The sequence below is a fragment of the Frankia sp. BMG5.60 genome (assembly GCF_059428125.1).
Genome location: NZ_CM182091.1, coordinates 6,762,931 through 6,782,540 on the forward strand (window position 1 = coordinate 6,762,931; position 19,610 = coordinate 6,782,540).

The 19,610-nt window shown below is 72.0% G+C and carries 23 protein-coding genes; 12 read left to right on the forward strand and 11 right to left on the reverse strand.

Annotated features, from left to right (window positions below):
- Positions 1-8 precede the first annotated feature (8 nt).
- On the reverse strand, positions 9-179 hold the full coding sequence (locus AC5R91_RS27720) for a hypothetical protein (protein WP_009742877.1): 171 nt from the start codon (positions 177-179) through the stop codon (positions 9-11).
- A gap of 331 nt (positions 180-510) precedes the next feature.
- On the opposite strand from AC5R91_RS27720, the gene AC5R91_RS27725 reads away from it, so the two are divergent.
- Positions 511-723: a hypothetical protein gene (locus AC5R91_RS27725; protein ID WP_495394220.1), complete on the forward strand. Its 213-nt coding sequence runs from the start codon at positions 511-513 to the stop codon at positions 721-723.
- Between the two features lie 42 nt (positions 724-765).
- On the opposite strand, the gene AC5R91_RS27730 is transcribed toward AC5R91_RS27725, so the two are convergent.
- The gene (locus AC5R91_RS27730) at positions 766-1,260 is read right to left on the reverse strand and encodes a hypothetical protein (RefSeq protein ID WP_495394221.1); all 495 of its coding nucleotides are present in this window, start codon (positions 1,258-1,260) and stop codon (positions 766-768) included.
- A 729-nt stretch (positions 1,261-1,989) separates the two neighbouring features.
- Here AC5R91_RS27730 and AC5R91_RS27735 point away from each other — a divergent pair.
- Entirely contained in the window at positions 1,990-2,475 is a 486-nt protein-coding gene (locus AC5R91_RS27735) for a nitroreductase family deazaflavin-dependent oxidoreductase (RefSeq protein ID WP_495394222.1), read from the forward strand.
- 44 nt (positions 2,476-2,519) lie between these two features.
- Positions 2,520-3,116 (forward strand): TetR/AcrR family transcriptional regulator, encoded by a 597-nt coding sequence (locus AC5R91_RS27740; RefSeq protein ID WP_495394223.1) that lies wholly within the window; start codon positions 2,520-2,522, stop codon positions 3,114-3,116.
- A 16-nt stretch (positions 3,117-3,132) separates the two neighbouring features.
- Here the strand turns inward: AC5R91_RS27740 and AC5R91_RS27745 are convergent, their stop codons facing one another.
- From AC5R91_RS27745 to nadA, 4 genes are read right to left on the reverse strand one after another with little or no spacing between them, the layout of a single operon-like run.
- A complete protein-coding gene (locus AC5R91_RS27745; RefSeq protein ID WP_495394224.1) occupies positions 3,133-4,032 on the reverse strand; it encodes an enoyl-CoA hydratase/isomerase family protein in 900 nt (299 codons plus the stop codon).
- A 30-nt stretch (positions 4,033-4,062) separates the two neighbouring features.
- Positions 4,063-5,028, reverse strand: a complete 966-nt coding sequence (locus AC5R91_RS27750; RefSeq protein WP_495394225.1) for an aldo/keto reductase family protein — start codon at positions 5,026-5,028, stop codon at positions 4,063-4,065.
- Between the two features lie 60 nt (positions 5,029-5,088).
- Entirely contained in the window at positions 5,089-5,697 is a 609-nt protein-coding gene (locus AC5R91_RS27755; protein ID WP_495394226.1) for a DUF3043 domain-containing protein, read from the reverse strand.
- Positions 5,697-6,920, reverse strand: coding sequence for a quinolinate synthase NadA (nadA, locus tag AC5R91_RS27760; protein WP_495394227.1), 1,224 nt, complete (start codon positions 6,918-6,920; stop codon positions 5,697-5,699). Before nadA ends, AC5R91_RS27755 begins: the two co-directional genes overlap by 1 nt.
- Positions 6,921-7,398: 478 nt before the next feature.
- Here nadA and erpA point away from each other — a divergent pair, with 478 nt between their 5' ends.
- Both erpA and AC5R91_RS27770 read left to right on the forward strand, forming a co-directional pair.
- A complete protein-coding gene (gene erpA, locus AC5R91_RS27765) occupies positions 7,399-7,761 on the forward strand; it encodes an iron-sulfur cluster insertion protein ErpA (RefSeq protein ID WP_495394228.1) in 363 nt (120 codons plus the stop codon).
- A 271-nt stretch (positions 7,762-8,032) separates the two neighbouring features.
- Positions 8,033-9,013 carry a carbohydrate kinase family protein gene (locus AC5R91_RS27770; RefSeq protein ID WP_495394229.1) on the forward strand — a complete coding sequence of 327 codons (981 nt, stop codon included), beginning with the start codon at positions 8,033-8,035 and terminating at the stop codon, positions 9,011-9,013.
- Between the two features lie 79 nt (positions 9,014-9,092).
- Here AC5R91_RS27770 and AC5R91_RS27775 read toward each other — a convergent pair whose 3' ends face one another.
- Positions 9,093-9,377, reverse strand: a complete 285-nt coding sequence (locus tag AC5R91_RS27775; RefSeq protein WP_495394230.1) for a sulfurtransferase TusA family protein — start codon at positions 9,375-9,377, stop codon at positions 9,093-9,095.
- A 174-nt stretch (positions 9,378-9,551) separates the two neighbouring features.
- Positions 9,552-10,700: a cysteine desulfurase family protein gene (locus AC5R91_RS27780; RefSeq protein WP_495394231.1), complete on the reverse strand. Its 1,149-nt coding sequence runs from the start codon at positions 10,698-10,700 to the stop codon at positions 9,552-9,554.
- A 246-nt stretch (positions 10,701-10,946) separates the two neighbouring features.
- Here AC5R91_RS27780 and ctaC point away from each other — a divergent pair, with 246 nt between their 5' ends.
- Genes ctaC through ctaF form a run of 3 tightly spaced genes read left to right on the forward strand, consistent with a single transcriptional unit; the run spans position 10,947 to position 14,019 of the window.
- The gene (gene ctaC / locus AC5R91_RS27785; RefSeq protein ID WP_495394232.1) at positions 10,947-11,924 is read left to right on the forward strand and encodes an aa3-type cytochrome oxidase subunit II; all 978 of its coding nucleotides are present in this window, start codon (positions 10,947-10,949) and stop codon (positions 11,922-11,924) included.
- A complete protein-coding gene (ctaD, locus tag AC5R91_RS27790; RefSeq protein WP_495394233.1) occupies positions 11,921-13,603 on the forward strand; it encodes an aa3-type cytochrome oxidase subunit I in 1,683 nt (560 codons plus the stop codon). Before ctaC ends, ctaD begins: the two co-directional genes overlap by 4 nt.
- Before the next feature lie 14 nt (positions 13,604-13,617).
- Positions 13,618-14,019, forward strand: a complete 402-nt coding sequence (gene ctaF / locus AC5R91_RS27795) for an aa3-type cytochrome oxidase subunit IV (protein WP_495394234.1) — start codon at positions 13,618-13,620, stop codon at positions 14,017-14,019.
- 149 nt (positions 14,020-14,168) lie between these two features.
- Here the strand turns inward: ctaF and trpD are convergent, their stop codons facing one another.
- Entirely contained in the window at positions 14,169-15,332 is a 1,164-nt protein-coding gene (gene trpD, locus AC5R91_RS27800; protein WP_495398075.1) for an anthranilate phosphoribosyltransferase, read from the reverse strand.
- 74 nt (positions 15,333-15,406) lie between these two features.
- Positions 15,407-15,835, reverse strand: a complete 429-nt coding sequence (locus AC5R91_RS27805; protein WP_495398076.1) for a hypothetical protein — start codon at positions 15,833-15,835, stop codon at positions 15,407-15,409.
- Between the two features lie 388 nt (positions 15,836-16,223).
- Here AC5R91_RS27805 and AC5R91_RS27810 point away from each other — a divergent pair, with 388 nt between their 5' ends.
- The 4 genes from AC5R91_RS27810 (at position 16,224) to AC5R91_RS27825 (ending at position 18,695) form a co-directional block, all read left to right on the forward strand.
- Complete coding sequence (locus AC5R91_RS27810; protein ID WP_495394235.1) at positions 16,224-16,703, forward strand: Fur family transcriptional regulator; 480 nt, start codon at positions 16,224-16,226, stop codon at positions 16,701-16,703.
- Positions 16,690-17,130, forward strand: a complete 441-nt coding sequence (locus tag AC5R91_RS27815; RefSeq protein ID WP_495394236.1) for a rubrerythrin family protein — start codon at positions 16,690-16,692, stop codon at positions 17,128-17,130. The genes AC5R91_RS27810 and AC5R91_RS27815 overlap by 14 nt, the downstream gene beginning before the upstream one ends.
- Positions 17,131-17,248: 118 nt before the next feature.
- Positions 17,249-17,845, forward strand: coding sequence for a DUF3501 family protein (locus tag AC5R91_RS27820; protein ID WP_495394237.1), 597 nt, complete (start codon positions 17,249-17,251; stop codon positions 17,843-17,845).
- Between the two features lie 277 nt (positions 17,846-18,122).
- Positions 18,123-18,695, forward strand: coding sequence for an SseB family protein (locus AC5R91_RS27825; protein ID WP_495394238.1), 573 nt, complete (start codon positions 18,123-18,125; stop codon positions 18,693-18,695).
- Between the two features lie 155 nt (positions 18,696-18,850).
- Here the strand turns inward: AC5R91_RS27825 and AC5R91_RS27830 are convergent, their stop codons facing one another.
- Entirely contained in the window at positions 18,851-19,426 is a 576-nt protein-coding gene (locus tag AC5R91_RS27830) for a hypothetical protein (protein WP_495394239.1), read from the reverse strand.
- Between the last annotated feature and the right edge of the window lie 184 nt (positions 19,427-19,610).

Sequence of the window (19,610 nt, forward strand, 5' to 3'; positions counted from 1 at the left end):
CGTCCGGCTCAGACGTGCGGGTGGCGCTTGCGCTCCCACCGGGTCATCAGCGCGAGCACCGCCGCCAACAGGAAGATGGCCACGAAGGTGACGATCACGGCAGCCCACCAGGTCAGGGGCGGATCGTGCTCCGCGGACTCGGCGGCGAAGGCTGCGGCGTTGTAGACGGTCGTTCCCACGCGGGTTCTTCCTCCTCGACCGGATGTACCGGATGTGCGCTCGACGTCGCACGTCGTTCCGTGTCCTGCCGGGGCAGACGTTACCGGCGTCGTGGACATCCTGACGCGGGTGCCCGCGTGCGCGCCAGTGGCGGGCGGCACCGAACCGCCGGTCCACTCGGCCGATCCACCGCGGAGCATCGGCCCTGGCGAGGCCGACGACGGGCGGCGCGCTGATCCGGGGCGCCACGCCGACGCGGGGCACACGGTTGGATGGGTCCACCGGTCGACCGATCGGGCGATCGCACAAGGCGGCTGGCCGACCCGGCCGCCCCGGTGAAGGGACCCACGCATGACCTGGACCTGGCGTTACGAGGGCGACGACGGAGCGATCGCCACGGTCGGCGGCGCGTCGAGCTCCGAATCCTTCACCAGCCAGGGCGATGCCGAGACCTGGATCGGGGAGACGTGGCGCGATCTGCTCGAGGCCGGTGTCGTCCAGGTCACTCTGCTCGACGCCGGACGGCGGATCTACGGCCCGATGAGCCTGCGCCCGGTCACCTGATCGGTGCCGCGCCTTGACCTCCCGATGCCGGTCTGCTCATGGTCACGCGGTTGGCCAGCAGATGGTGGCCGGGATCCGATGGCCGGTGGTGCCGGCCGCCATCGCTGGAGCCGGGCCGGCGGCGTGGCGCGGTTCCGCGGAACCGCGTGATCGTCGGTGTCGGGGGGTACTGACAAAGCGCGGAGAAAGGTGCTGTACGCGCCGCCCTGATCCGGTGAGCATCGTCAGCGATCTTCTGGCGTGTGGTTCGGCTTCCTCGCCCTCGCCAAGGTAGCCGAGGATGACAGCACTGAACGCCTCATATGCTTCGTCCTCGATGGGCGAGGGGCCCGGAATGTGCTTGCCCGTCCAGATGTTCTCGCCCATGGCTCGGAGCGCGGAGCGTGCTTCGTCGTGCCGCCCGGTAAGTGCGAAGGCGCGGGCCTGCGCGCAGGCCAGTATCGGGACGGTGTACGGGTGTGCACCTGTCTGGGCCTGCGTGGCGATGCGCGCCGCAGTGTCGAATTCGCGACCGAAGAAGGCCACGGCCGAACGCATGGCTGCCACCGATCCGACAAGAAGAGAGTCTCCGGCTGCGGTGGCATGCTGCCCGGCGAGGATGAAGAATGTCAGCGCGCCGTCGTCGTCCCCGCAGTCGAAGGCGAGTCTGCCGCGATAGAACGCGTACTGGCCGGCGAGAAGTTCGAGGTCCCCGACGACCGGCGCCGGACACCCGGGTTTCGAGGTGTGCTTCGGCGTCGTCCCACGCCTGCTCGACCGGGCCGAGAAGTTCGGTGTGTGAGGTTGTGGAGTAGATCGCTGCCAGGCGCTGAACGCCGTGCTGGAGCTGGGCGCCGCTGAGCGGGTCGGGGGTGGACGCGGCGATGGCGCGGGAGATCTGGGCGGCTCGGCCCGTGGCCTCGGTGGTGCTGGCACCAAGGGGGACCCCGCTGGCGAGCAGGTCACGACGACGCGACGGACTCACCTCCTCGCGGTCCACCAGCGGATTGCCCATCGTGGCGGGCGGCGGCTACAGGATCCCTGGTGCTGCGGCCGATTACGTTACGGCCTGCGTCTCACAGTAATTAGCCGAACTCGGAGCGGCAAGTCCTGGGTGGCGACGTTCTGATCGAGTCGGCGGTTGAAGGGGCCGATCGTCCCGTTCCCCTGGCTCGGACGCTCGGATGCTGACGTGGTCGGCTCTGTTGACAGCCCCTCGGCTAACGTTGTTAGCTGGCGCTGCGGCTAACGGTGTTAGCTGATCTGCCGTCCCGGAGGTGCAGGCACATGACCGAGCAGCGTGACCAGGCGTCGTCCCGTCCGACCGGCGCGCACTACCGCGCGCCCGGCTGGTTCACCCGCAACGTGGCCAACCGCCTCGTGGCGCTGGTGACCCGGGCCGGCGTGAGCGTGCTGGGCAGCCGGGTGCTGGAGGTGCGCGGCCGGGCCAGCGGCCAGCCGCGGCGGACCCCGGTCAACCTGCTGACCCACGAGGGGCGGCAGTACCTGGTGTCGGCGCGTGGCCATGGGCAGTGGGTCCGCAACGTCCGCGCCGCGGGCGGTGAGCTTCATCTGCTGCGGGGGCGCTCGCGTACGCTCTACCACGCCGACGAGCTGGACCCGGCGGACACCGTCCCCGTGCTGCGGGCCTACCTGAAGCGATGGAAGGCCGAGGTCGGCGCCTTCTTCGACGGGATCGGGCCCGAGTCCACCGACGAGGAGATCCGCCGGATCGCTCATCGCCATCCGGTCTTCGTGCTGACCGCGCGCTGACCGAGGTCGCCTCGTCGCCCCAGCGCGGCGCGAGAGGGGGACGGTTGGGGACATCGCAGGGCCCGGGCGGGCTGCCGCTGGCGCCCGTCGCGCCCCGGCCCGCACTGGCGCCGCCCACGCCGCGGGTCGGCGAGATCATCGCGGTCGCGCGGGAGGTGCTGGAGAAGGAGGGCCCGGCGGCGCTGACGATGCGCCGGCTCGGCGAGCTGCTGGGCATCCGCGCGCCCTCGCTGTACAAGCACCTCGCCGGCAAGAACCAGCTCGAGGCCAGGCTGGTCGACGCCGCCCTGGTCGAGATCGGCGACCTGCTGCACGACGTCGTCGACCGCGCCGACGCCACGAGCGTGCTCGGCGACCTGCTGGCCGCGTACCGCGCCCACGCCCGCGCGCATCCGAACCTCTACCGGCTGGTCACCTCCGGCCCGCTGCGCCGCGACCAGATCACCGCCGGGGTGGAGGACTGGGCGGGCGAGCCGTTCTACCGGGCCACGGGGGAGCCCTACCTCGCGCAGGCGCTGTGGGCGGCGGCGCACGGCACGGTCATCCTTGAACTGGACGGCCGGTACCTGCCGGGCTCCGACCTGGACCGGACCTGGGCCGCGCTGACCGCGGCGTTCAGCCGACCCTTCGCCGGCGCCTGATCCCGCTCCCGCCGCGTCACGCCCGCTCCGCGGCCGAGGGACGCCGTGGGCCGCCGAGCCGGCTGCGCAGGACGGCCCCCTCGGCGAGCTCGCGGCGCAGCACCGCGCGGGCAATCTCGTTCCTCGCCTGCTCGTTACCCGCCTGCTCGTTACCCGCCTGCTCGATCCCCGTGCGCTCGACGGCCGGGTGTCCGGCCCCCGGCTGAGGCGCCGCCGTGGGCTCGGCGGGTCCGGCGCGCAGCAGGCGTTTGGTGGCCGCCACCGCGGGCGCCGGGAAGGCGCCGATGCGCGCGGCGAGCTCGCCGGTGACGGCGTCGAGCTCGGTGTCGGGGCAGCGGCGGATCGCCAGGCCGTACTCGACGGCCTCGGCGCTGCTCACCCAGCGCGCAGTTAACAGCAGCTCCGCGGCCCGCTGGGCGCCGACCGCCCGCGGCAGCAGCACCGAGCTCATGGCCTCGGGCACCGTCCCCAGCTCGGTGAACGGCGCCCGCAGCCGCGCCGAGTCCGCGACCACCACCAGGTCGCAGTGCAGCAGCATCGTCATCCCCAGGCCGACGGCCGCCCCGCGCACCCCCGCGACAAGCGGCTTGGACAGGCCGGCGAGGGCGAGGACGAGCGCCTCGAAGTCGGCGACGAGCCGGCCGCGGTCGGTGCCGGGGAGCTCGGTGAGATCCGCGCCGGCGCAGAACGCCCGCCCGGCGCCGGTGAGCACGACCACCGCCACCGCATCGTCGTCGTCCGCCGCCACCAGCGCCGACCGCAGCGCCCGGTAGGAGTCCGCGGTCAGGGCGTTGAGCCGATGGGGACGGTTCAGCGTGAGCCACCGGACCGGTCCGGCGTCGCGGGCCAGGACGAGCTCACCCGCCGCCGGCGGGGGTAACTCGGCTTCGGCGGAGGTCGGGTCGGCTGTGCTCACCGGTCACCTCGATCGGGTTCGGCGGCGGCCTCAGCCGCGCTGGATGACGTCGGCGAGCACGTCGTCGATCCGCTTGAGCAACGCCGGGTCGAGGGTCACCCCGGCCGCCTTGACGTTCTCCCGCACCTGCTCCGGCCGGGAGGCGCCGATGATCGCCGAGGCGACGTTGTCGTTCTGGAGCACCCAGGCGACGGCGAGCTGGGCCAGGCTCAGGCCGGCGTCCGCGGCGATCGGGCGAAGGTCCTGCACCGCGGTCAGGACGTCGTCGTTGAGCAGCCGGGCGATGAACGTCGCGCCGGGCCCGCCGGTGGCGCGGCTGCCGCTCGGCGGCGGCTGGCCGGGCAGGTACTTGCCGGTCAGCACGCCCTGCGCGATCGGCGACCAGACGATCTGGGAGATGCCGGCCTGCTCACTGGCGGGCACGACCTCGGCCTCGATGGTGCGCCACAGCATCGAGTACTGCGGCTGGTTGGAGATGATCCGGTCCAGGCCCAGCTCGCCGGCGATCCGCACGGCGTCGGTGATCTGCTCGGCGGACCACTCGGAGACCCCGATGTAGAGCACCTTGCCGGCGCGGACCAGGTCGTCGAAGGCCCGCAGCGTCTCCTCCAGCGGCACCGTCGGGTCGTACCGGTGCGCCTGGTAGACGTCGAGGTGGTCGGTGCGCAGCCGGCGCAGCGAGGCGTGGGCGGACTCGATGATGTGCTTGCGACCGAGGCCCTTGTCGTTCTCGCCGGGGCCGGTCGGCCAGTAGACCTTGGTGAACAGCTCGTAGGACTCCCGGCGGACGCCGTCGAGGGCGTCGCCCAGCACGGTCTCGGCGCGGGTGCCCGCGTAGACGTCCGCGGTGTCGAAGGTCGTGATGCCCTCGTCGAGGGCGGCGCGCACGCAGGCCGTCGCCGCGTCCGCCTCGATCTGACCACCGTGGGTGATCCAGTTTCCGTAGGAGATCTCGCTGACGGACAGGCCGCTGCGCCCCAGGCGCCGATGCTTCACATCACAAACCTACGACGGGTCCACCCACCCTGGCGGGGGCTCTCGCATCCCACCTCAAGGCTAGGGCCGCGAGTCGCCACGGGACACCCGCGGGCGGGGCAGGCGCCAGCGACGCGGCAGCAGGGCCCGCTGCGCGGCGTAGGCGCGCACCCGCACCCGCGAGTCCGGGTAACGCTCGGCGACCTTACGGCTCACCTGCCAGGAAAGCACGATCGAGTCGACGACGACCGCGATGATGCCGAGCAGCATCAGCAGGGTCGCGGCGAGGCGGACGACGCCGTTCGGGATCAGCCCGCCGACGAAATACACGACCGCGGCCACCAGGAAGAACGGGCCGACGGTGAGCCGGGTGTCGACGAGGTCGCGCGCCAGCACCCGCTCCGGGGCGCGCTCGCGCGGCGGCAGCCGGCTGACGTCCCCGGACATCATCGCCGCCCGGTACTCCTGGCTCTGCCGGCGGCGGGCGGACTTGGCGTCCTGGCGGTTCGCGCCCTTGCCCGTCGGCGCGGCGGTGTTGCCACGGGCGGCCCGGGCATCCGAGCGTTTCGGCGTGGGCCGGCCCTTCGCCGCGGTGCGCCGAGGGTCGGCCGACGAGTCCTGCTCGTCGAGTTCGACCTGCTCGGCGAGCGGTTCGGAGTCGGCGGAGCCACGCCGCTTCAGCAGGGCCATCAGGGCAGAGCCAACATCTGATCGAGTGCCTTCCGGGCATAGGTGGACACGTCCCGGTCGACGGCGATCTGGTTGACCGTCTCGCCGCGGACGAGTGACTCCAGCGCCCAGACGAGGTGCGGCATGTCGATCCGGTTCATGGTGGAGCAGAAACACACCGTACGGTCCAGGAAGACGATGGTCTTGTCGGGGTGCCGCTTCGCCAGCCGCTGCACGAGGTTCAGTTCGGTGCCGATGGCGAACGCCGAGCCGGCCGGGGCGGCGTCGACGACGGAGATGATGTATTCGGTGGAACCGACCAGGTCCGCCGCCGTGACGACCTCCCGGCGGCACTCCGGATGCGCCAGGACGGTGATCCCGGGGACGCGGGCGCGCACCTCGTCGACGCTGTCGCGGGTGAAGCGCCCGTGGACCGAGCAGTGCCCGCGCCAGAGGATCATCTTCGCCTCGCGCAACTGGCGGTGGGTCAGCCCGCCGCCGGGCCGGTGCGGGTCGTAGACGACGCAGTCCGCCTCGGTCATCCCCAGCTCGCCGACGGCGGTGTTGCGCCCGAGGTGCTGGTCGGGCAGGAACAGCACGCGGGCCCCGCCGCGCTCGCCGAACGCCCACTCCAGCGCCCGCCGGGCGTTCGAGGAGGTGCAGATCGTGCCGTCGTGCCGGCCGGTGAACGCCTTGATGGCGGCCGAGGAGTTCATGTAGCTGACGGGGACGGTGTCCGCGGCGACGCCGGCGTCGAGCAGGTCGTCCCAGGCCTGCTCGACCTGCTCGGCGGTGGCCATGTCGGCCATCGAGCAGCCGGCGGCGAGGTCGGGCAGGATGACCCGCTGGTGCGCGCCGGTGAGGATGTCGGCGCTCTCGGCCATGAAGTGCACGCCGCAGAAGACGATCGCCTCGGCCTGCGGGCGCGCGGCGGCCTGCTGGGCGAGCTTGAACGAGTCGCCGGTCACGTCGGCGAACGCGATGACCTCGTCGCGCTGGTAGTGGTGCCCCAGGATGAAGACCCGGTCACCGAGCGCGGTCTTCGCGGCGGCGGCGCGGGCCGCGAGGGTGGGATCGGCGGCCGGCGGCAGCTCGCCGGGGCAGTCGACGCCACGCTCGCTCGCCGGGTCCGACCCGCGGCCGAGCAGCAGCAGGGCCAGCGGGGACGGGGTGACACCCAGGGACGGGGTGACGCCCACCTGCGCGAGGGCCGGATCCCGCCCGAGGGTCGGATTGATCGTCATGGCGCTCCTCTGGTCGACCGGCCCGCAGCCTGGCCGCCTGGTCGTCCGCGCCGACCGGCCGGCGTTCCCGCCGGGGCCGTCCGCGAATGGTCGATGAGACTCTAACTCCCCGGAGCCATCGTATGTGGAGCTCCGCCGGTCGGTCGCCGGCTTGTTCGGGTTGTTCGGCTCGGTTCCGGTCACGAATGTGAACGTGGTCACGAAGGTGACCGGAGGTGATCGGCGTCTCGTGGCACGCAGGTCGGTGCCATGGCCCGGCCCCGTTGGCATCGCTACGATGGGAAGCGGATCCCGTCCCATGGTGTTGGGCATGAACGTCGGCGCAGACGCTGTGCCGTGCCCGAGGTGTCGGCCGAGGCGACTCGGCTTGCCGCGGGCAGTACCCGACCGGATGCAACCGACCGGAAGCGCAGTACCCGACCGGAACCAGTGATGCCTGGCACCTCAGGCACGTCCAGCAAGGGCAGGAGTAGTCCTTATGACCGTTCAGGACACGACGGAGACCGCGACGCAGTCCTCGACCGTCATCCTCACCGACACGGCCGCCGGCAAGGTCAAGAACCTGCTGGAGCAGGAGGGCCGGGATGACCTCAAGCTGCGCATCGCGGTGCAGCCCGGGGGTTGCTCGGGCATGCGCTACCAGCTCTTCTTCGACGAGCGGTCCCTCGACGGTGACACCGTCCTGGACTTCTCCGGTGTCAAGGTCGTCCTCGACCGGATGAGCTCTCCGTACCTCGGCGGCGCGACGATCGACTTCGTCGACACCATCGAGAAGCAGGGCTTCACCATCGACAACCCCAACGCACAGGGCTCCTGCGCCTGCGGCGACTCGTTCCACTGATCGATCGAGCGGCCGACCCGGGCCGCCGTCTGCGACCGCCCGCCAGCCCTGGTGCATTCCTCTCACCAGCGGCACGGAGGTCGTAGCCGGCTCCCGTAGGCGCCGCCGGATAGTGCCTTGACGAAGAAGCCCGGTTCGACCCACCACGGTCGGGCCGGGTTTCTTCGCCTTCCCCGCCGCCCGCGTCTTCCGTGGCGCTGTCCGCGGTTTGGCCGCGGCTGGCGGCGGGGGCTGTTCTGGGCCGCCACAGGTGCCGGTAGGCTCCACGATCGTGCGTATCGCCGTGACGGGTTCCATTGCCACCGACCACCTCATGCGCTTCCCGGGGCGGTTTGCTGAGCAGTTGCTCGCTGATCAGCTCCACAGCGTGTCGCTGTCCTTCCTCGTTGACGAACTCGTGATTCGCCGCGGTGGGACCGCGGCGAACATCGCGTTCGGTCTCGGCCGGCTCGGCCTGCGCCCGGTCCTCGTCGGTGCCGTCGGGGAGGACTTCGCCGACTACCGCTCCTGGCTCGACCGGCACGGGGTGGACACCACCACCATCCGGGTCAGTGAGATCGCGCACACGGCCCGTTTCGTCTGCACCACCGACGAGGACCTCAACCAGATCGCCTCCTTCTACCCGGGGGCGATGAGCGAGGCCGCCGAGATCGAGCTCGGGCCGATTTCGGACCGCTTCGGTGGGCTGGACATGGTGATCATCAGCCCGAACGCGCCGGACGCGATGGTGCGCCACAGCCGGGAGTGCCGCGAGCGCGGCTACGCCTTCGCCGCCGACCCGTCCCAGCAGTTGGCGCTGCTGGAGGGCCCGCAGATCCGCGAGCTCGTCGACGGCGCGGCCTACCTGTTCTGCAACGAGTACGAGAAGGCGCTGCTGGCCAGCAAGTCCGGCTGGAGCGACGCGGAGATCCTGGCGAAGGTCGGCGTGCGGGTCACCACCCACGGCAAGGACGGCGTGGTGATCGAGGCGCCGGAGAGCGACCCGATCCGCGTCCCCGTCGTGCCTGCCCGGGCCACCCCGGACCCGACGGGCGTCGGCGACGCGTTCCGCGCCGGCTTCTTCGCCGGGCTGTCCTGGGAGCTGCCGCTCGAACGCTCCGCCCAGGTCGGCTGCCTGCTCGCCACCCTGGTGCTGGAGACCGTCGGCACGCAGGAGTACACGGCCGAGCCGTCCGACATGCTCAAGCGGATCACCGAGGCCTACGGCGCCGACGCGGCCGCCCAGATCGCCGAGCACCTGCCCGCGGTCTGACCCGGCAGATCAGGCAGATCAGGCAGATCGGGCAGATCAGGCTGGGCCGGCAGATCAGACTGGGCCGTGGGCCGCTCGTTCAGGCGAGGCGGCGGATGACGAACTCCTCGCCGCCGGCCGGCAGCGCGCGTGCCGCCACCAGTTCCTGACCGCGCAGCCGGCACCAGGCCGCCACGTCCGGGCCGGCTGCCGGGTCGTCCGCCCAGAGGGTGATGGTGCCGCCGGGCAGTACCGAGCCGAACGCGCGGGCGAGGTCGATGATCGGCAGTGGGCAGCGCCGGCCACGCGAGTCCACCGTCCCCGCCGGCGTGGTGCTGCCCCGATCGGGGTCTCTCCCGGTGTCCGCCGGCCCGTCCGTGGTCATCGTCTGTTCACCTCCCGAGGCCCTGAGCGGGCAGCTCACTGGCCGGTCCGGGCCGGGCCGGGCGTCGGCGGATCCGGGTGACGTTGGTCGCCCGGCGCCCCGGGCCTGCCGTCCCGGCCCGGCCGGCCGCACGTCGCGTCGTCCTGGGCCGTCCGGATCCTGGGTGCCGTCCGGTCACAGCCCGTCCGCTCCCAGGCGCGCCCGCACGGCCCGCACGGCGCCCGGCAGAACGTCGAGAAGAGTGTCGAGATCGGCCCGGGTGGAGTCGCGGCCGAACGACACCCGCAGGTTCCCGTGGGTCAGCGCGCCCATCGCGACCAGCACGTGGCTCGGGGTCAGGGTGTCGGAGGTGCAGCTCGACCCGGAGCTGACCGCGATGCCGGCCCGGTCCAGCTCGGTCAGCAGCGCCTCGCCCTCGACGTACAGGCAGGAGAAGGCGGTGATGTGCGGCACGGTCGGGGCCTGGTCCGGATCGCCGAGCAGCTCCACCCCGTCGACGAGCTCGGGCAGCCGGCGCCGCAGGTCGCGGACGTAGCCGGCCAGCCGCGGGCCCTCCGCCGCGATTTCCGCGGTGCGGGCGGCCAGCGCGGCGGCGGCGGCCACGATCGACGGGACGTCCGGGTAACCGGCCACCCGCCCGCCCTCGCGCTCGTCGGCCGGCCCGGGGCTGCGCCAGCGGGTTCCCGTGCGCACCGCGAGGATGCCGACCCCGGCCGGGCCGCCGAACTTGTGGGCGCTCGCGGTCAGCAGGTCCGCGCCGAGCGCGCCCAGGTCGACGGGCACCCGGCCGACGGTCACGGCGGCGTCGGTGTGCAGCGGGATGCCCGCGGCGTGCAGCCGCTCGGCGACCTCGGCGACCGGCTGGACGGTGCCGACCTCGTGGTTGGCGTGCTGGAGGCTGGCCACGGCGGTGCCGGGAACCGGCGCGAACGCCGCGGGATCGACGCGTCCGAAGCGGTCGACTCCCACCTCGAGGAGCCGCCCGCCGGCCTGTTCGTGGTGCTGCGCCGCATGCAGCACGCTGGAGTGCTCGACCGCGCTCACCATGATCAGATCGCCGGCGCGGCGGCGGGCGGACGCCGTGCCGAGCAGGGCGAGCGTGGCCGCCGCGGTCCCGCTCGCCGCGAAGCTGATCTCGTCGGGCCGGGCGCCGAGAACGCCCGCGACGGTCTCGCGGGCCGCGTCCAGCAGCATCCGGGCGCGCCGGCCCTCCCGGTAGAGCCGCGCCGGATCCGCCCAGCCGTCCTGGAGCGCCACCCCGAGCGCCTCCCGGGCCGCGGGGTGCAGAGGGGTGGTCGACGCGTGGTCGAGATAGGCCGACACGGGAGCGACGCTACGCCGTGGCGGGCCCTGAGGGGTCGTGCGTCACAGGCCCTTGATGGGGCCTGTGGCGAGAAGCTGCCGGGCCGCTGAGATACGCTGCTGCCGCACCATCTACAGCGTGTCGAAGACAGCATGTCGTCCGGAGGGATCGACCGGGTTGACATGGCGTTTCTGGGGCTTCGCGGATGGCGGCGGACAGCCTCCGCCCCGTCGACGCGGGCCGCTAGTCGTGGGAGGCAGGACCTGGTGAGGAGATCCTTCGGTCGGACCCGGCCGTCGGTCGCGGATGTCGAGGACACGCCGACGACGCCGGCTGACTCCGGCGGTGCGGGCGGGGTCGCGGACGACGCGGTCGAGGCGGTTGGCACGGCTGGCGCCCACGGGGGGCGACGGGCGCGGCCGGTGCGCCGACCCCTGCGCCTGGTCGGCGCGCTCGCCGTCGTGGGGATCGCGGCGACCGCCTGCGACAAACCCAACTTCGGCTACCCGGATGGTGTGACCAACCACTCTCCGCGGCTGCTCAATATCTGGCAGGGCTCGGCGATCGCCGCGCTGATCGTCGGCGTGATCGTCTGGGGCATGATCCTCTACGCGGTCGTCGCCTTCCGCAAGCGCAGCGACGTGCTCCCGCGCCAGATCCGCTACAACCTGCCCGTCGAAATTCTGTACACCGTCATACCCGTCGTGATCGTGGGCGGGATGTTCTTCTTCACCGCGCGCGACGAGTCGAAGGTCACGAAGCTTTCGGCCCACCCGGACGTCACGGTGGACGTGATCGGCTTTCGGTGGAACTGGCAGTTCAAGTACATCGATCCGGGCAAGGGCCACACGGGGCCGAACCAGATCGAGGTCACCGGCCGGCCCGGTGAGCCCGCGGTGCTGGTCCTGCCGCAGAACCGGTCCATCCGGTTCGACGAGACCTCGCCGGACGTCATCCACTCCTTCTGGGTGCCCGAGTTCCTGTTCAAGCGGGACGTCGTGCCCGGTCGGGTGAACCAGTTCGAGCTCACCGTGACCAAGACCGGTACCTTCATCGGTCGCTGCGCCGAGCTCTGCGGGACCGACCACGACCGGATGAACTTCTACGTGAAGGTCGTGCCGCAGGACGAGTACGACAGGTTCATCACGGAGCGGCAGAACGCGGCTGTTCCGTCGACGTCGGCCGGGACGACGACCGCCGCCGCCAGCACCGCAACCACTGCCACCACCGGGAGCGGACAGTGACCCTCGTGCAAGAGTCGGGCGTCGGCCACGCCGAGCCCGAGCAACCCCACCTACCCAAGCGGACGAACCTGCTCGGCTACCTGCGCACGACGTCCCACAAGGACATCGCGGTCATGTACTTCGTGACCTCGTTCGCGTTCTTCCTCTTCGCCGGCATCCTGGCCATCATGATGCGGGCGGAGCTGGCGCGGCCTGGTCTGCAGTACTTCTCCAACGAGCAGTACAACCAGCTGTTCACGATGCACGGCACGCTGATGCTGCTGATGTTCGCGACGCCGATCGCGTTCGCCTACGCGAACTTCCTGGTGCCGCTGCAGATCGGCTCGCCGGACGTCGCCTTCCCGCGGCTGAACGCGCTGTCCTACTGGTTCTTCCTGTTCGGCAGCCTGACCGTCATCGCCGGCTTCCTCACCCCGAACGGCGCGGCGTCGTTCGGCTGGTTCGCCTACTCGCCGCTGAACAACGAGATCTACTCGCCCGGAGCGGGCTCCGACCTGTGGATCGTCGGCCTGACGGTGTCCGGTCTCGGCACCATCCTCGGCGCCGTCAACATGATCACCACGATCCTGACGCTGCGCGCGCCCGGCATGACGATGTTCCGGCTGCCGATCTTCTGCTGGAACTTCCTGGTCACCTCGATCTTGGTGCTGGTCGCGTTCCCGGTGCTCGCCGCGGCGCTGCTGGCACTGGAGGCCGACCGCCGGTTCGGGGCGCACGTGTTCGACGCCGCGAACGGCGGAGCGCTGCTCTGGCAGCACCTGTTCTGGTTCTTCGGCCATCCCGAGGTCTACATCCTCGCCCTGCCGTTCTTCGGGATCATCAGCGAGATCCTGCCGGTGTTCTCCCGCAAGCCGCTGTTCGGCTACAAGGGCCTCGTCTTCGCCACCATCGGCATCGGCGCCCTGTCGATCGCGGTGTGGGCGCACCACATGTACGTCACCGGCGCGGTGCTGCTGCCGTTCTTCGCGTTCCTGTCGTTCCTGATCGCGGTGCCGACCGGTATCAAGTTCTTCAACTGGATCGGCACGATGTGGCGCGGGCAGCTCACCTTCGAGACGCCGATGCTGTTCAGCCTCGGCTTCCTGGTGACCTTCCTGTTCGGCGGGTTGACCGGGGTGCTGCTGGCCAGCCCGCCGATCGACTTCCACGTCAGCGACAGCTACTTCGTCGTCGCCCACTTCCACTATGTGATCTTCGGGACCGTCGTGTTCGCCGCCTACGCCGGCACCTACTTCTGGTTCCCGAAGGTCACCGGCCGGATGATGAACGACCGCCTTGGCAAGATCCACTTCTGGACGGTGTTCTTCGGCTTCCACGCCACGTTCCTGGTGCAGCACTGGCTGGGTCTGCGCGGCATGCCGCGGCGCTACGCCGACTACTCGCCGACCGACGGCTTCACCACCCTGAACACGGTCTCCTCGGCGGGGTCGTTCCTGTTGGCCCTGTCGACGCTGCCGTTCATCTACAACCTGTGGCACTCGTACCGCAAGGGCCAGCTCGCCGTCGTCGACGATCCCTGGGGCTACGGCAACTCGCTGGAATGGGCGACGTCCTGCCCGCCGCCGCGGCACAACTTCCGGACGCTGCCGCGGATCCGCTCCGAGCGGCCCGCGTTCGACCTGCACTTCCCGGCTACGGTGGGCCGGGTCGACTACCACGCGACACCCGAGATCGGTTAGGGGACGGTGATCGTATGAAGGTGGAAGGCATCATCTTCAGCTTCTTCGGCGTCTTCGCCGGGGTTGTGGCCCTGGTCTACTGGTTCTGGGCGAAGGACCCGACCGGCACTGCGGCGCTCACGCTCACCACCGGGTTGGGCCTGCTGGTCGGCGGTTACCTCATCTTCACCGGCCGCCGGATCGGCATGCGCCCGCAGGACCTCCCGGACGCGGAGGTGGCGGACGGCGCCGGCGAGCTCGGACACTTCACGCCGGGCAGCTACTACCCGTTCCTGATCGGCGCGAGCTCGGTGACGGCGGCCATGGGCCTCGTCTTCGGGATCTGGCTGCTCGTCCTCGGCCTGGCCATGGTCGTGGTGTTCGCGACCTGTCTCGTGTTCGAGAACTTCTGGCACCCACCGGTGCCCGAGGACTGAGACGTACCCCGCGGTCCGGGCAGAGCCTGGCCGCGAACTCTGCGCCAGCGGGGCCGGCAGATGCTTCGGCATCGGCCGGCCCCTTTGCGTGTTCCGCTCCTCACGCAGCGGTGCCGGTGGGCCGGGAATGGTGAGCGGAGCGGCTGCGACTAGACAGGGTTTGCGGCAGCCTGGCTGGCGTCCACCCAGCGCGCCAGGACCGCTGCGGCGGCGCCGGAGTCGATGGCGTGGGCGGCGCGGGGCAGCGCCTCGGCGATCTGCTCGGTGACAGGGGCCTCGGTGGGGCCGGCTGCCGCCACCAGCGAGGCCGCGGCGGCGAGCAGCACGGCGTCGCGGACCGGACCCGGCTCGCCGGCCAGCAGCGCCCGGGTGACAGCGGCGTTGTGGGGGGCGTCGGCGCCGCGCAGGGCGGCGATGTCCGGCACGTGGATGCCGACGTCACGCGGGTCGAACCGTTCGCGGCGCGGCGACGCGGCCGAGTCCCCGGCCGTCCCGCCGCCGACCGCGGCCGCGGTCCTGGGCACGCCGGTGGGCGTGCCAGGGGTGCCGGCGGGCGCGTTGGCAGTGGCCCCGGCAGGGCGGCCGGGAATCACCCAGATTGTGGAGGTGGTCGTCGGGGTGAGTTCGTCGAGGCCGTCGTCGCCGCGGAAGACCAGCGCCCGGGTGCCGCGGTCGGCGAGGACCTGCGCGACGACCGGCGCGAGGCGGGCGTCGGCGACGCCGATGGCCTGCGCGCCCGGGTCGGCCGGGTTGGTCAGCGGGCCGAGGATGTTGAAGGCCGTCGGCACGCCGATCTCGGCGCGGGGGCCGCCGACGTGCCGCATCGCCGGGTGGAAGATCCGGGCGAAGCAGAAGGCGATGCCGGCCGCCTGCAGGCACGCCTCGACCGCGGCCGGCGGCAGGTCGATGGCGACCCCGAGCTCGGCGAGCAGGTCGGCCGAGCCGCAGGCGGACGACGCGGCCCGGTTGCCGTGCTTGATCACGGGCACGCCCGCCCCGGCCACGACGAGGGCCGCCATCGTGGACAGATTGACCGTGTTCGACCGGTCGCCTCCTGTCCCACAGGTATCCACCGCGCGTGCCCGGACCTCGTCGGGGATGCGCAGCGGGGCGGCGTGGGCGAGCATCGCCGCGATCAGCCCGCCGATCTCGGCCGCCGTCTCGCCCTTGGCCCGCAGCGCCACCGCGAACCCGGCGATCTGGGCTGGGGAGGCGGCGCCGGCCATGATCTGGTCCATGGCCCAGGCCGTCCGCGCCGAGTCCAGGGACTCGCGGGCGAGCAGGGCGCCGATCAGCTCCGGCCAGCTCGTCATCGCGGCGGCCGGCACGGCGGGCGACCCAGTCAGTGCCTCAGTGGGTGGCACGGCGGCCTCGATGGTCACCTGCGTCATCCGGCGAGCTGGGCGCCCGTCAGCGGCCGTCGGGCCGCCGCGCCGCCGGCCCGTGCGCGCAGCAGCGTCACGACGGCCTCGGTGAGCCGGCCGGGGTCGACCGGGTGAGGGACGACGGCGTCGGCCTGCGACCAGGTGGCCAACCAACGGTCGTCGGCGCGCGCGACGAGCAGGATCGTCGGCGGGCAGTCGGCCACCTCGTTCTTCAACTGGCGGCACAGGCCCATGCCGCCGGTGGGGGCGGCCTCCCCGTCGAAGATGCACAGGTCGGCTTCGTGGTGGTCGACGACGTCGATCGCGGCGGCGGCGTCGGCGGCCTCGACGAACTCCAGCGAACCGAGGTCGGCGGCGGGCAGTCGACCGATCGCGGTGATGACGCGCGTGCGCACGTCGGCGCGGTCGGCGTAGACGAGGACGGTGCTCATGGCGTCCACGGCCTTTCGCATCAGGTGGCCACCGCCGACCGGCGGCCCGGGGCGGACCGCCGATCCTGCCGAGACCGGACCCGCCGGGGGGCGCCCTGGGGCGGACGACCGGAAGCGATCGGAAACGACCGGATGACCGATGCGATCCGCTCAGCACATTACCCGGTCGTGGGGTCGCGTCAGCCCTTGTCCACCGGGGCCCGCCGAACGGACTGCGCTGCGAGGGTTCGCCTCGATCGTCGGCGCCCCGGGACGGTTGCCAGAAGGTGGGAACAACAGTGATACTGAGAGTCGTTCTCAACCAGTGGAGCCCTCCGTCGGCACCGTCGCCGGGCGTTCGTCCGGAGTGACGGGCGGCGGGTTCCGCTGCGACCGACGGGCGTGATCCATGACCGACCTGGCTGATCTTCGACTGACCCCGCAACGGATGGCTGTTCTGGAGGTCCTGCGGGCCGCCGACGACCATCCCACCGCGGCCGAGGTGTACGAGCGGGTCCGCCGTGCCTCGCCGCGGATCGGCAGCGCTACGGTGTACCGCACCCTGGCGCTGCTGGTGTCGACCGGTCGGGCGCTGGAACTCAACCTGGGCGACGGCGCGGCGGCCCGGTACGACGCCAACACCCGCCGCCACGACCACGCGGTCTGCGACGGCTGCGGCCGCGCGGTCGACATCGATCACCCCGTACCGGACGGAATGATGGCGGAGATCGCCCGTCGCTCGGGCTTCGCCATCACCGGATACGACCTGCAGTTCCGGGGCATGTGTCCGGACTGTCAGGCGAACGGCTCCGATCCGGCCCGCGCCGCGGGCGGGACCGGCCCGACAGTGCACACCCACGCCAAAGGAGCGCTTCATGCCGAAGCTTGACGGCACCAAGACCCACGAGAACCTCAAGGAGGCGTTCGCCGGCGAGAGCCAGGCCAACCGGCGCTACCTGTACTTCGCCCGCCGCGCCGACATCGAGGGTCTGACCGACGCCTCGTCGCTGTTCCGCGACACCGCGGAGGGTGAGACCGGGCACGCCTTCGGGCACCTGGACCTCCTCGCCGAGGTCGGCGACCCGGCCACCGGCGAGCCGCTCGGCTCCACCGCCAAGAACCTGGCCAGCGCCGTGGCCGGCGAGACCTACGAGTTCACCGCCATGTACCCCGGCTTCGCGAAGACCGCCCGCGAGGAGGGCTTCGAGGAGATCGCGGACTGGTTCTCGACCCTCGCCCGCGCCGAGAAGACCCACGCCGGCCGGTTCAAGAAGGCCCTCGACGCCCTCAACGCCGAGGAGACCGCCGACGCCTGATCGGCGCCTGCGCACCACGTCGGTGGCCGGCTCCGGGCATCCTTCCGCCGGAGCCGGCCATCGCCGTGCTCTACCCCCGACGACACCCACTCCACGCTTCCGGACAGGAGGCCGCGCCATGGCGCTGACCGTCGCCGACATCACCATCGACCACCAGGCGTACGCGGAGAGCCGCCCGCAGCTGCGCCGCCAGATGCTTCCCGTGCGCGCCGAGCGCCGCGTCCGGGTCGGCGACATCGTCCTCGCCGAGTTCGAGAACGAGCAGACCCTGCGCTACCAGGTGCAGGAGATGGTCTACACCGAGCGGCTGACGGCGTCGGCCGACGTCGCCCACGAGATCGAGGCGTACTCGCGCCTGCTGCCCGGCAGCCACGTCCTGACCGCCACCGTGTTCATCGAGCTCAACGTCCTCGAGACGGTGCGCGAGGAGCTCGGCCGCCTTGCCGGCCTGCAGCACAGCCTGGCCCTGGAGATCGGCGGCACCCGCGTCGTGGGGGAGGAGATCCCCGGCCTCGACGAGGACCCGGACGTCCCGTCCGAGACGGTTTCGGTGCACATGGTGCGCTTCGCGTTGACGGATGAGCTCCGCGACGCGTTCCGTGACCCGGACGTCCCCGCCGAACTCGTCGTCGATCACCCCGAGTACAACGACTCCACCCCGCTGACCGGCCCCACCCGCCGAGCCCTCATCGCCGACCTCGCCCTGCGCCCCTGACCCACCCCCAGCCGGCCTCTCGGCCTGCCGATCAGGGTTCTGCGCCCCATGAGATCGGACCTCCACGGCCCGTGCGCGTCCCGAAACGGGCCGACGTCCCTCATGCGGGCCACCGATGCGGGGTAGGTCTAACCGGGGAAGCGTGAGGTCGGTGGGCGAGTCCGGGCGGCCGGCGAGATTTGTTGCGGGTCATCCGTTCGGGGCGCCCGCGACCGGGTACGCGAAGGGCTTACGGCACGTCACGTCAGCACGTTCATCCACGTCAAGGGAGTCACCCGTGACCGATGACCAGCTACGTCCCGACCTCGCGTCCGCCGGCTCAGGAGCTCCCGACCTGTCCCGTGGCGCTCCCGACCCGTCCCGCGGGGTCTCTGGCCGCGACCCGGACCTCGTCGGCGCGCCCGGCGGCGACTCCGGGCCCGCCGGGGGTGCCGGGAGAGTGCCGACGGCCGGTGGCCGGGCGTCCCAACAGGGCGCGGCGGCGCTCGACGCGTTGCACCGCCTGGCCGAGGGGGAGGACGAGCGCTCCGCGCTCGGTGACCTCGCCCTCGCGGACGTCCTGCTGCCCGACCTCGGCAACGAGATCACCGATCTGTCCGAGGAGAGCGAGGTCCTGCAACTGCCCGTTGCGGAGCGTCAGGACGGCACCCAGTTCGTCCCGACGTTCACCTCCGAGCAGCGCCTGACGGAGGCCCTGCCCGAGGTCGCCCGCTACCGCACGGTGCAGATCGCGACCCTCGGCCGGATCTGGCCGTCCGATGACCTGTTGCTGGCGGTCGACCCGGGTTCCGAAACCGGGATCGCCCTGCCGGCGGAGGGCCTACGGGCCCTCGCCGCCATGTCAGCCTGACCGCCATGTCCGCCCTGACCTCTTCGGGCGGTCCGCTCGATCATCCGACCGACGTCCTCGACCGGGGCCGATCCCGCCCGGTCGAGGACCGTGGTCCGCGGCCCGCTCGTGGCCCTTGGCCGGCCACACGCCTTCCGCCTGGGCGTGGGGCCGGCCTAGTGCGTCTTGCCGGCGGGTGGCGTCTTGCCGGCGGGTGGCGAGGCCAGCGCCTGCCAGCCGAGGTAGATGACGGGGAGCCGCATCTCCAGGCCCGTCATCCGCGCCCTCTCCTGAGCCACGGCCAGGACCGTCGGGACCGCCTGGTGGGTCACCGCGAGCCGGTCGCCCAGCCAGCGGACCTCGTAGCCGTCTCGCTCGACCACGGCCCGCAGCGCGGCTTCCCTTGCCGTTCTGGAGGGACGAAGCGGACGCCGAGCCCCCTGGAAGGGCAAGGAAGTGCCGGCAGCGCCATCGGAGTTCGACGCCCCGGCGGCTTCGAGCGTGTCGGGGAGTCCGGGCGTGTCGGGGGGTCCGGGCGTGTCGGGGAGTCCGGGCGTGTCGAGGGGCTCGGTGAGGGCGAACAGGTGGCGCAGGAACACGGGAGTGCCGGGTGGATGGCCCGTGGCGGCCAGGGCGGCCAGCGCCGGCCCCTCACCGGCGGCCGGATCGAACGACGAGGCGAGGACGGCGAGCGAACCGTCGTCGACCAGGCTCGGCGGGGCGGCGCGCCCGGATCGCCAGGGCCATCGCATCGAGAACCTCGAATTCCTTCCGACCACCGGCCTGGCGGGCACGCGATCCGCTCGCTGTCCGTTTCTCCAACTGCCGCCTGCCCGCGGCGGGCGCAGGTCGAACCCGGCCGCGTCCCACGATCGTCCTGCCGCGTCCCACGATCGTCCACCCGCCCATCGTTCGTCCCGACCAGCCCTTCGATCG

Coding starts and splice junctions, on each gene's coding strand:
- AC5R91_RS27725 (WP_495394220.1), top strand. CDS start 511: ATGACCTGGACCTGGCGTTACGAGGGCGACGACGGAGCGATCGCCACG.
- AC5R91_RS27730 (WP_495394221.1), bottom strand. CDS start 1,260: ATGCGTTCGGCCGTGGCCTTCTTCGGTCGCGAATTCGACACTGCGGCG.
- AC5R91_RS27735 (WP_495394222.1), top strand. CDS start 1,990: ATGACCGAGCAGCGTGACCAGGCGTCGTCCCGTCCGACCGGCGCGCAC.
- AC5R91_RS27755 (WP_495394226.1), bottom strand. CDS start 5,697: ATGGCCCTGCTGAAGCGGCGTGGCTCCGCCGACTCCGAACCGCTCGCC.
- nadA (WP_495394227.1), bottom strand. CDS start 6,920: ATGACGATCAATCCGACCCTCGGGCGGGATCCGGCCCTCGCGCAGGTG.
- erpA (WP_495394228.1), top strand. CDS start 7,399: ATGACCGTTCAGGACACGACGGAGACCGCGACGCAGTCCTCGACCGTC.
- AC5R91_RS27775 (WP_495394230.1), bottom strand. CDS start 9,377: ATGACCACGGACGGGCCGGCGGACACCGGGAGAGACCCCGATCGGGGC.
- ctaF (WP_495394234.1), top strand. CDS start 13,618: ATGAAGGTGGAAGGCATCATCTTCAGCTTCTTCGGCGTCTTCGCCGGG.
- trpD (WP_495398075.1), bottom strand. CDS start 15,332: ATGACGAGCTGGCCGGAGCTGATCGGCGCCCTGCTCGCCCGCGAGTCC.
- AC5R91_RS27805 (WP_495398076.1), bottom strand. CDS start 15,835: ATGAGCACCGTCCTCGTCTACGCCGACCGCGCCGACGTGCGCACGCGC.
- AC5R91_RS27810 (WP_495394235.1), top strand. CDS start 16,224: ATGACCGACCTGGCTGATCTTCGACTGACCCCGCAACGGATGGCTGTT.
- AC5R91_RS27815 (WP_495394236.1), top strand. CDS start 16,690: ATGCCGAAGCTTGACGGCACCAAGACCCACGAGAACCTCAAGGAGGCG.
- AC5R91_RS27820 (WP_495394237.1), top strand. CDS start 17,249: ATGGCGCTGACCGTCGCCGACATCACCATCGACCACCAGGCGTACGCG.
- AC5R91_RS27830 (WP_495394239.1), bottom strand. CDS start 19,426: ATGCGATGGCCCTGGCGATCCGGGCGCGCCGCCCCGCCGAGCCTGGTC.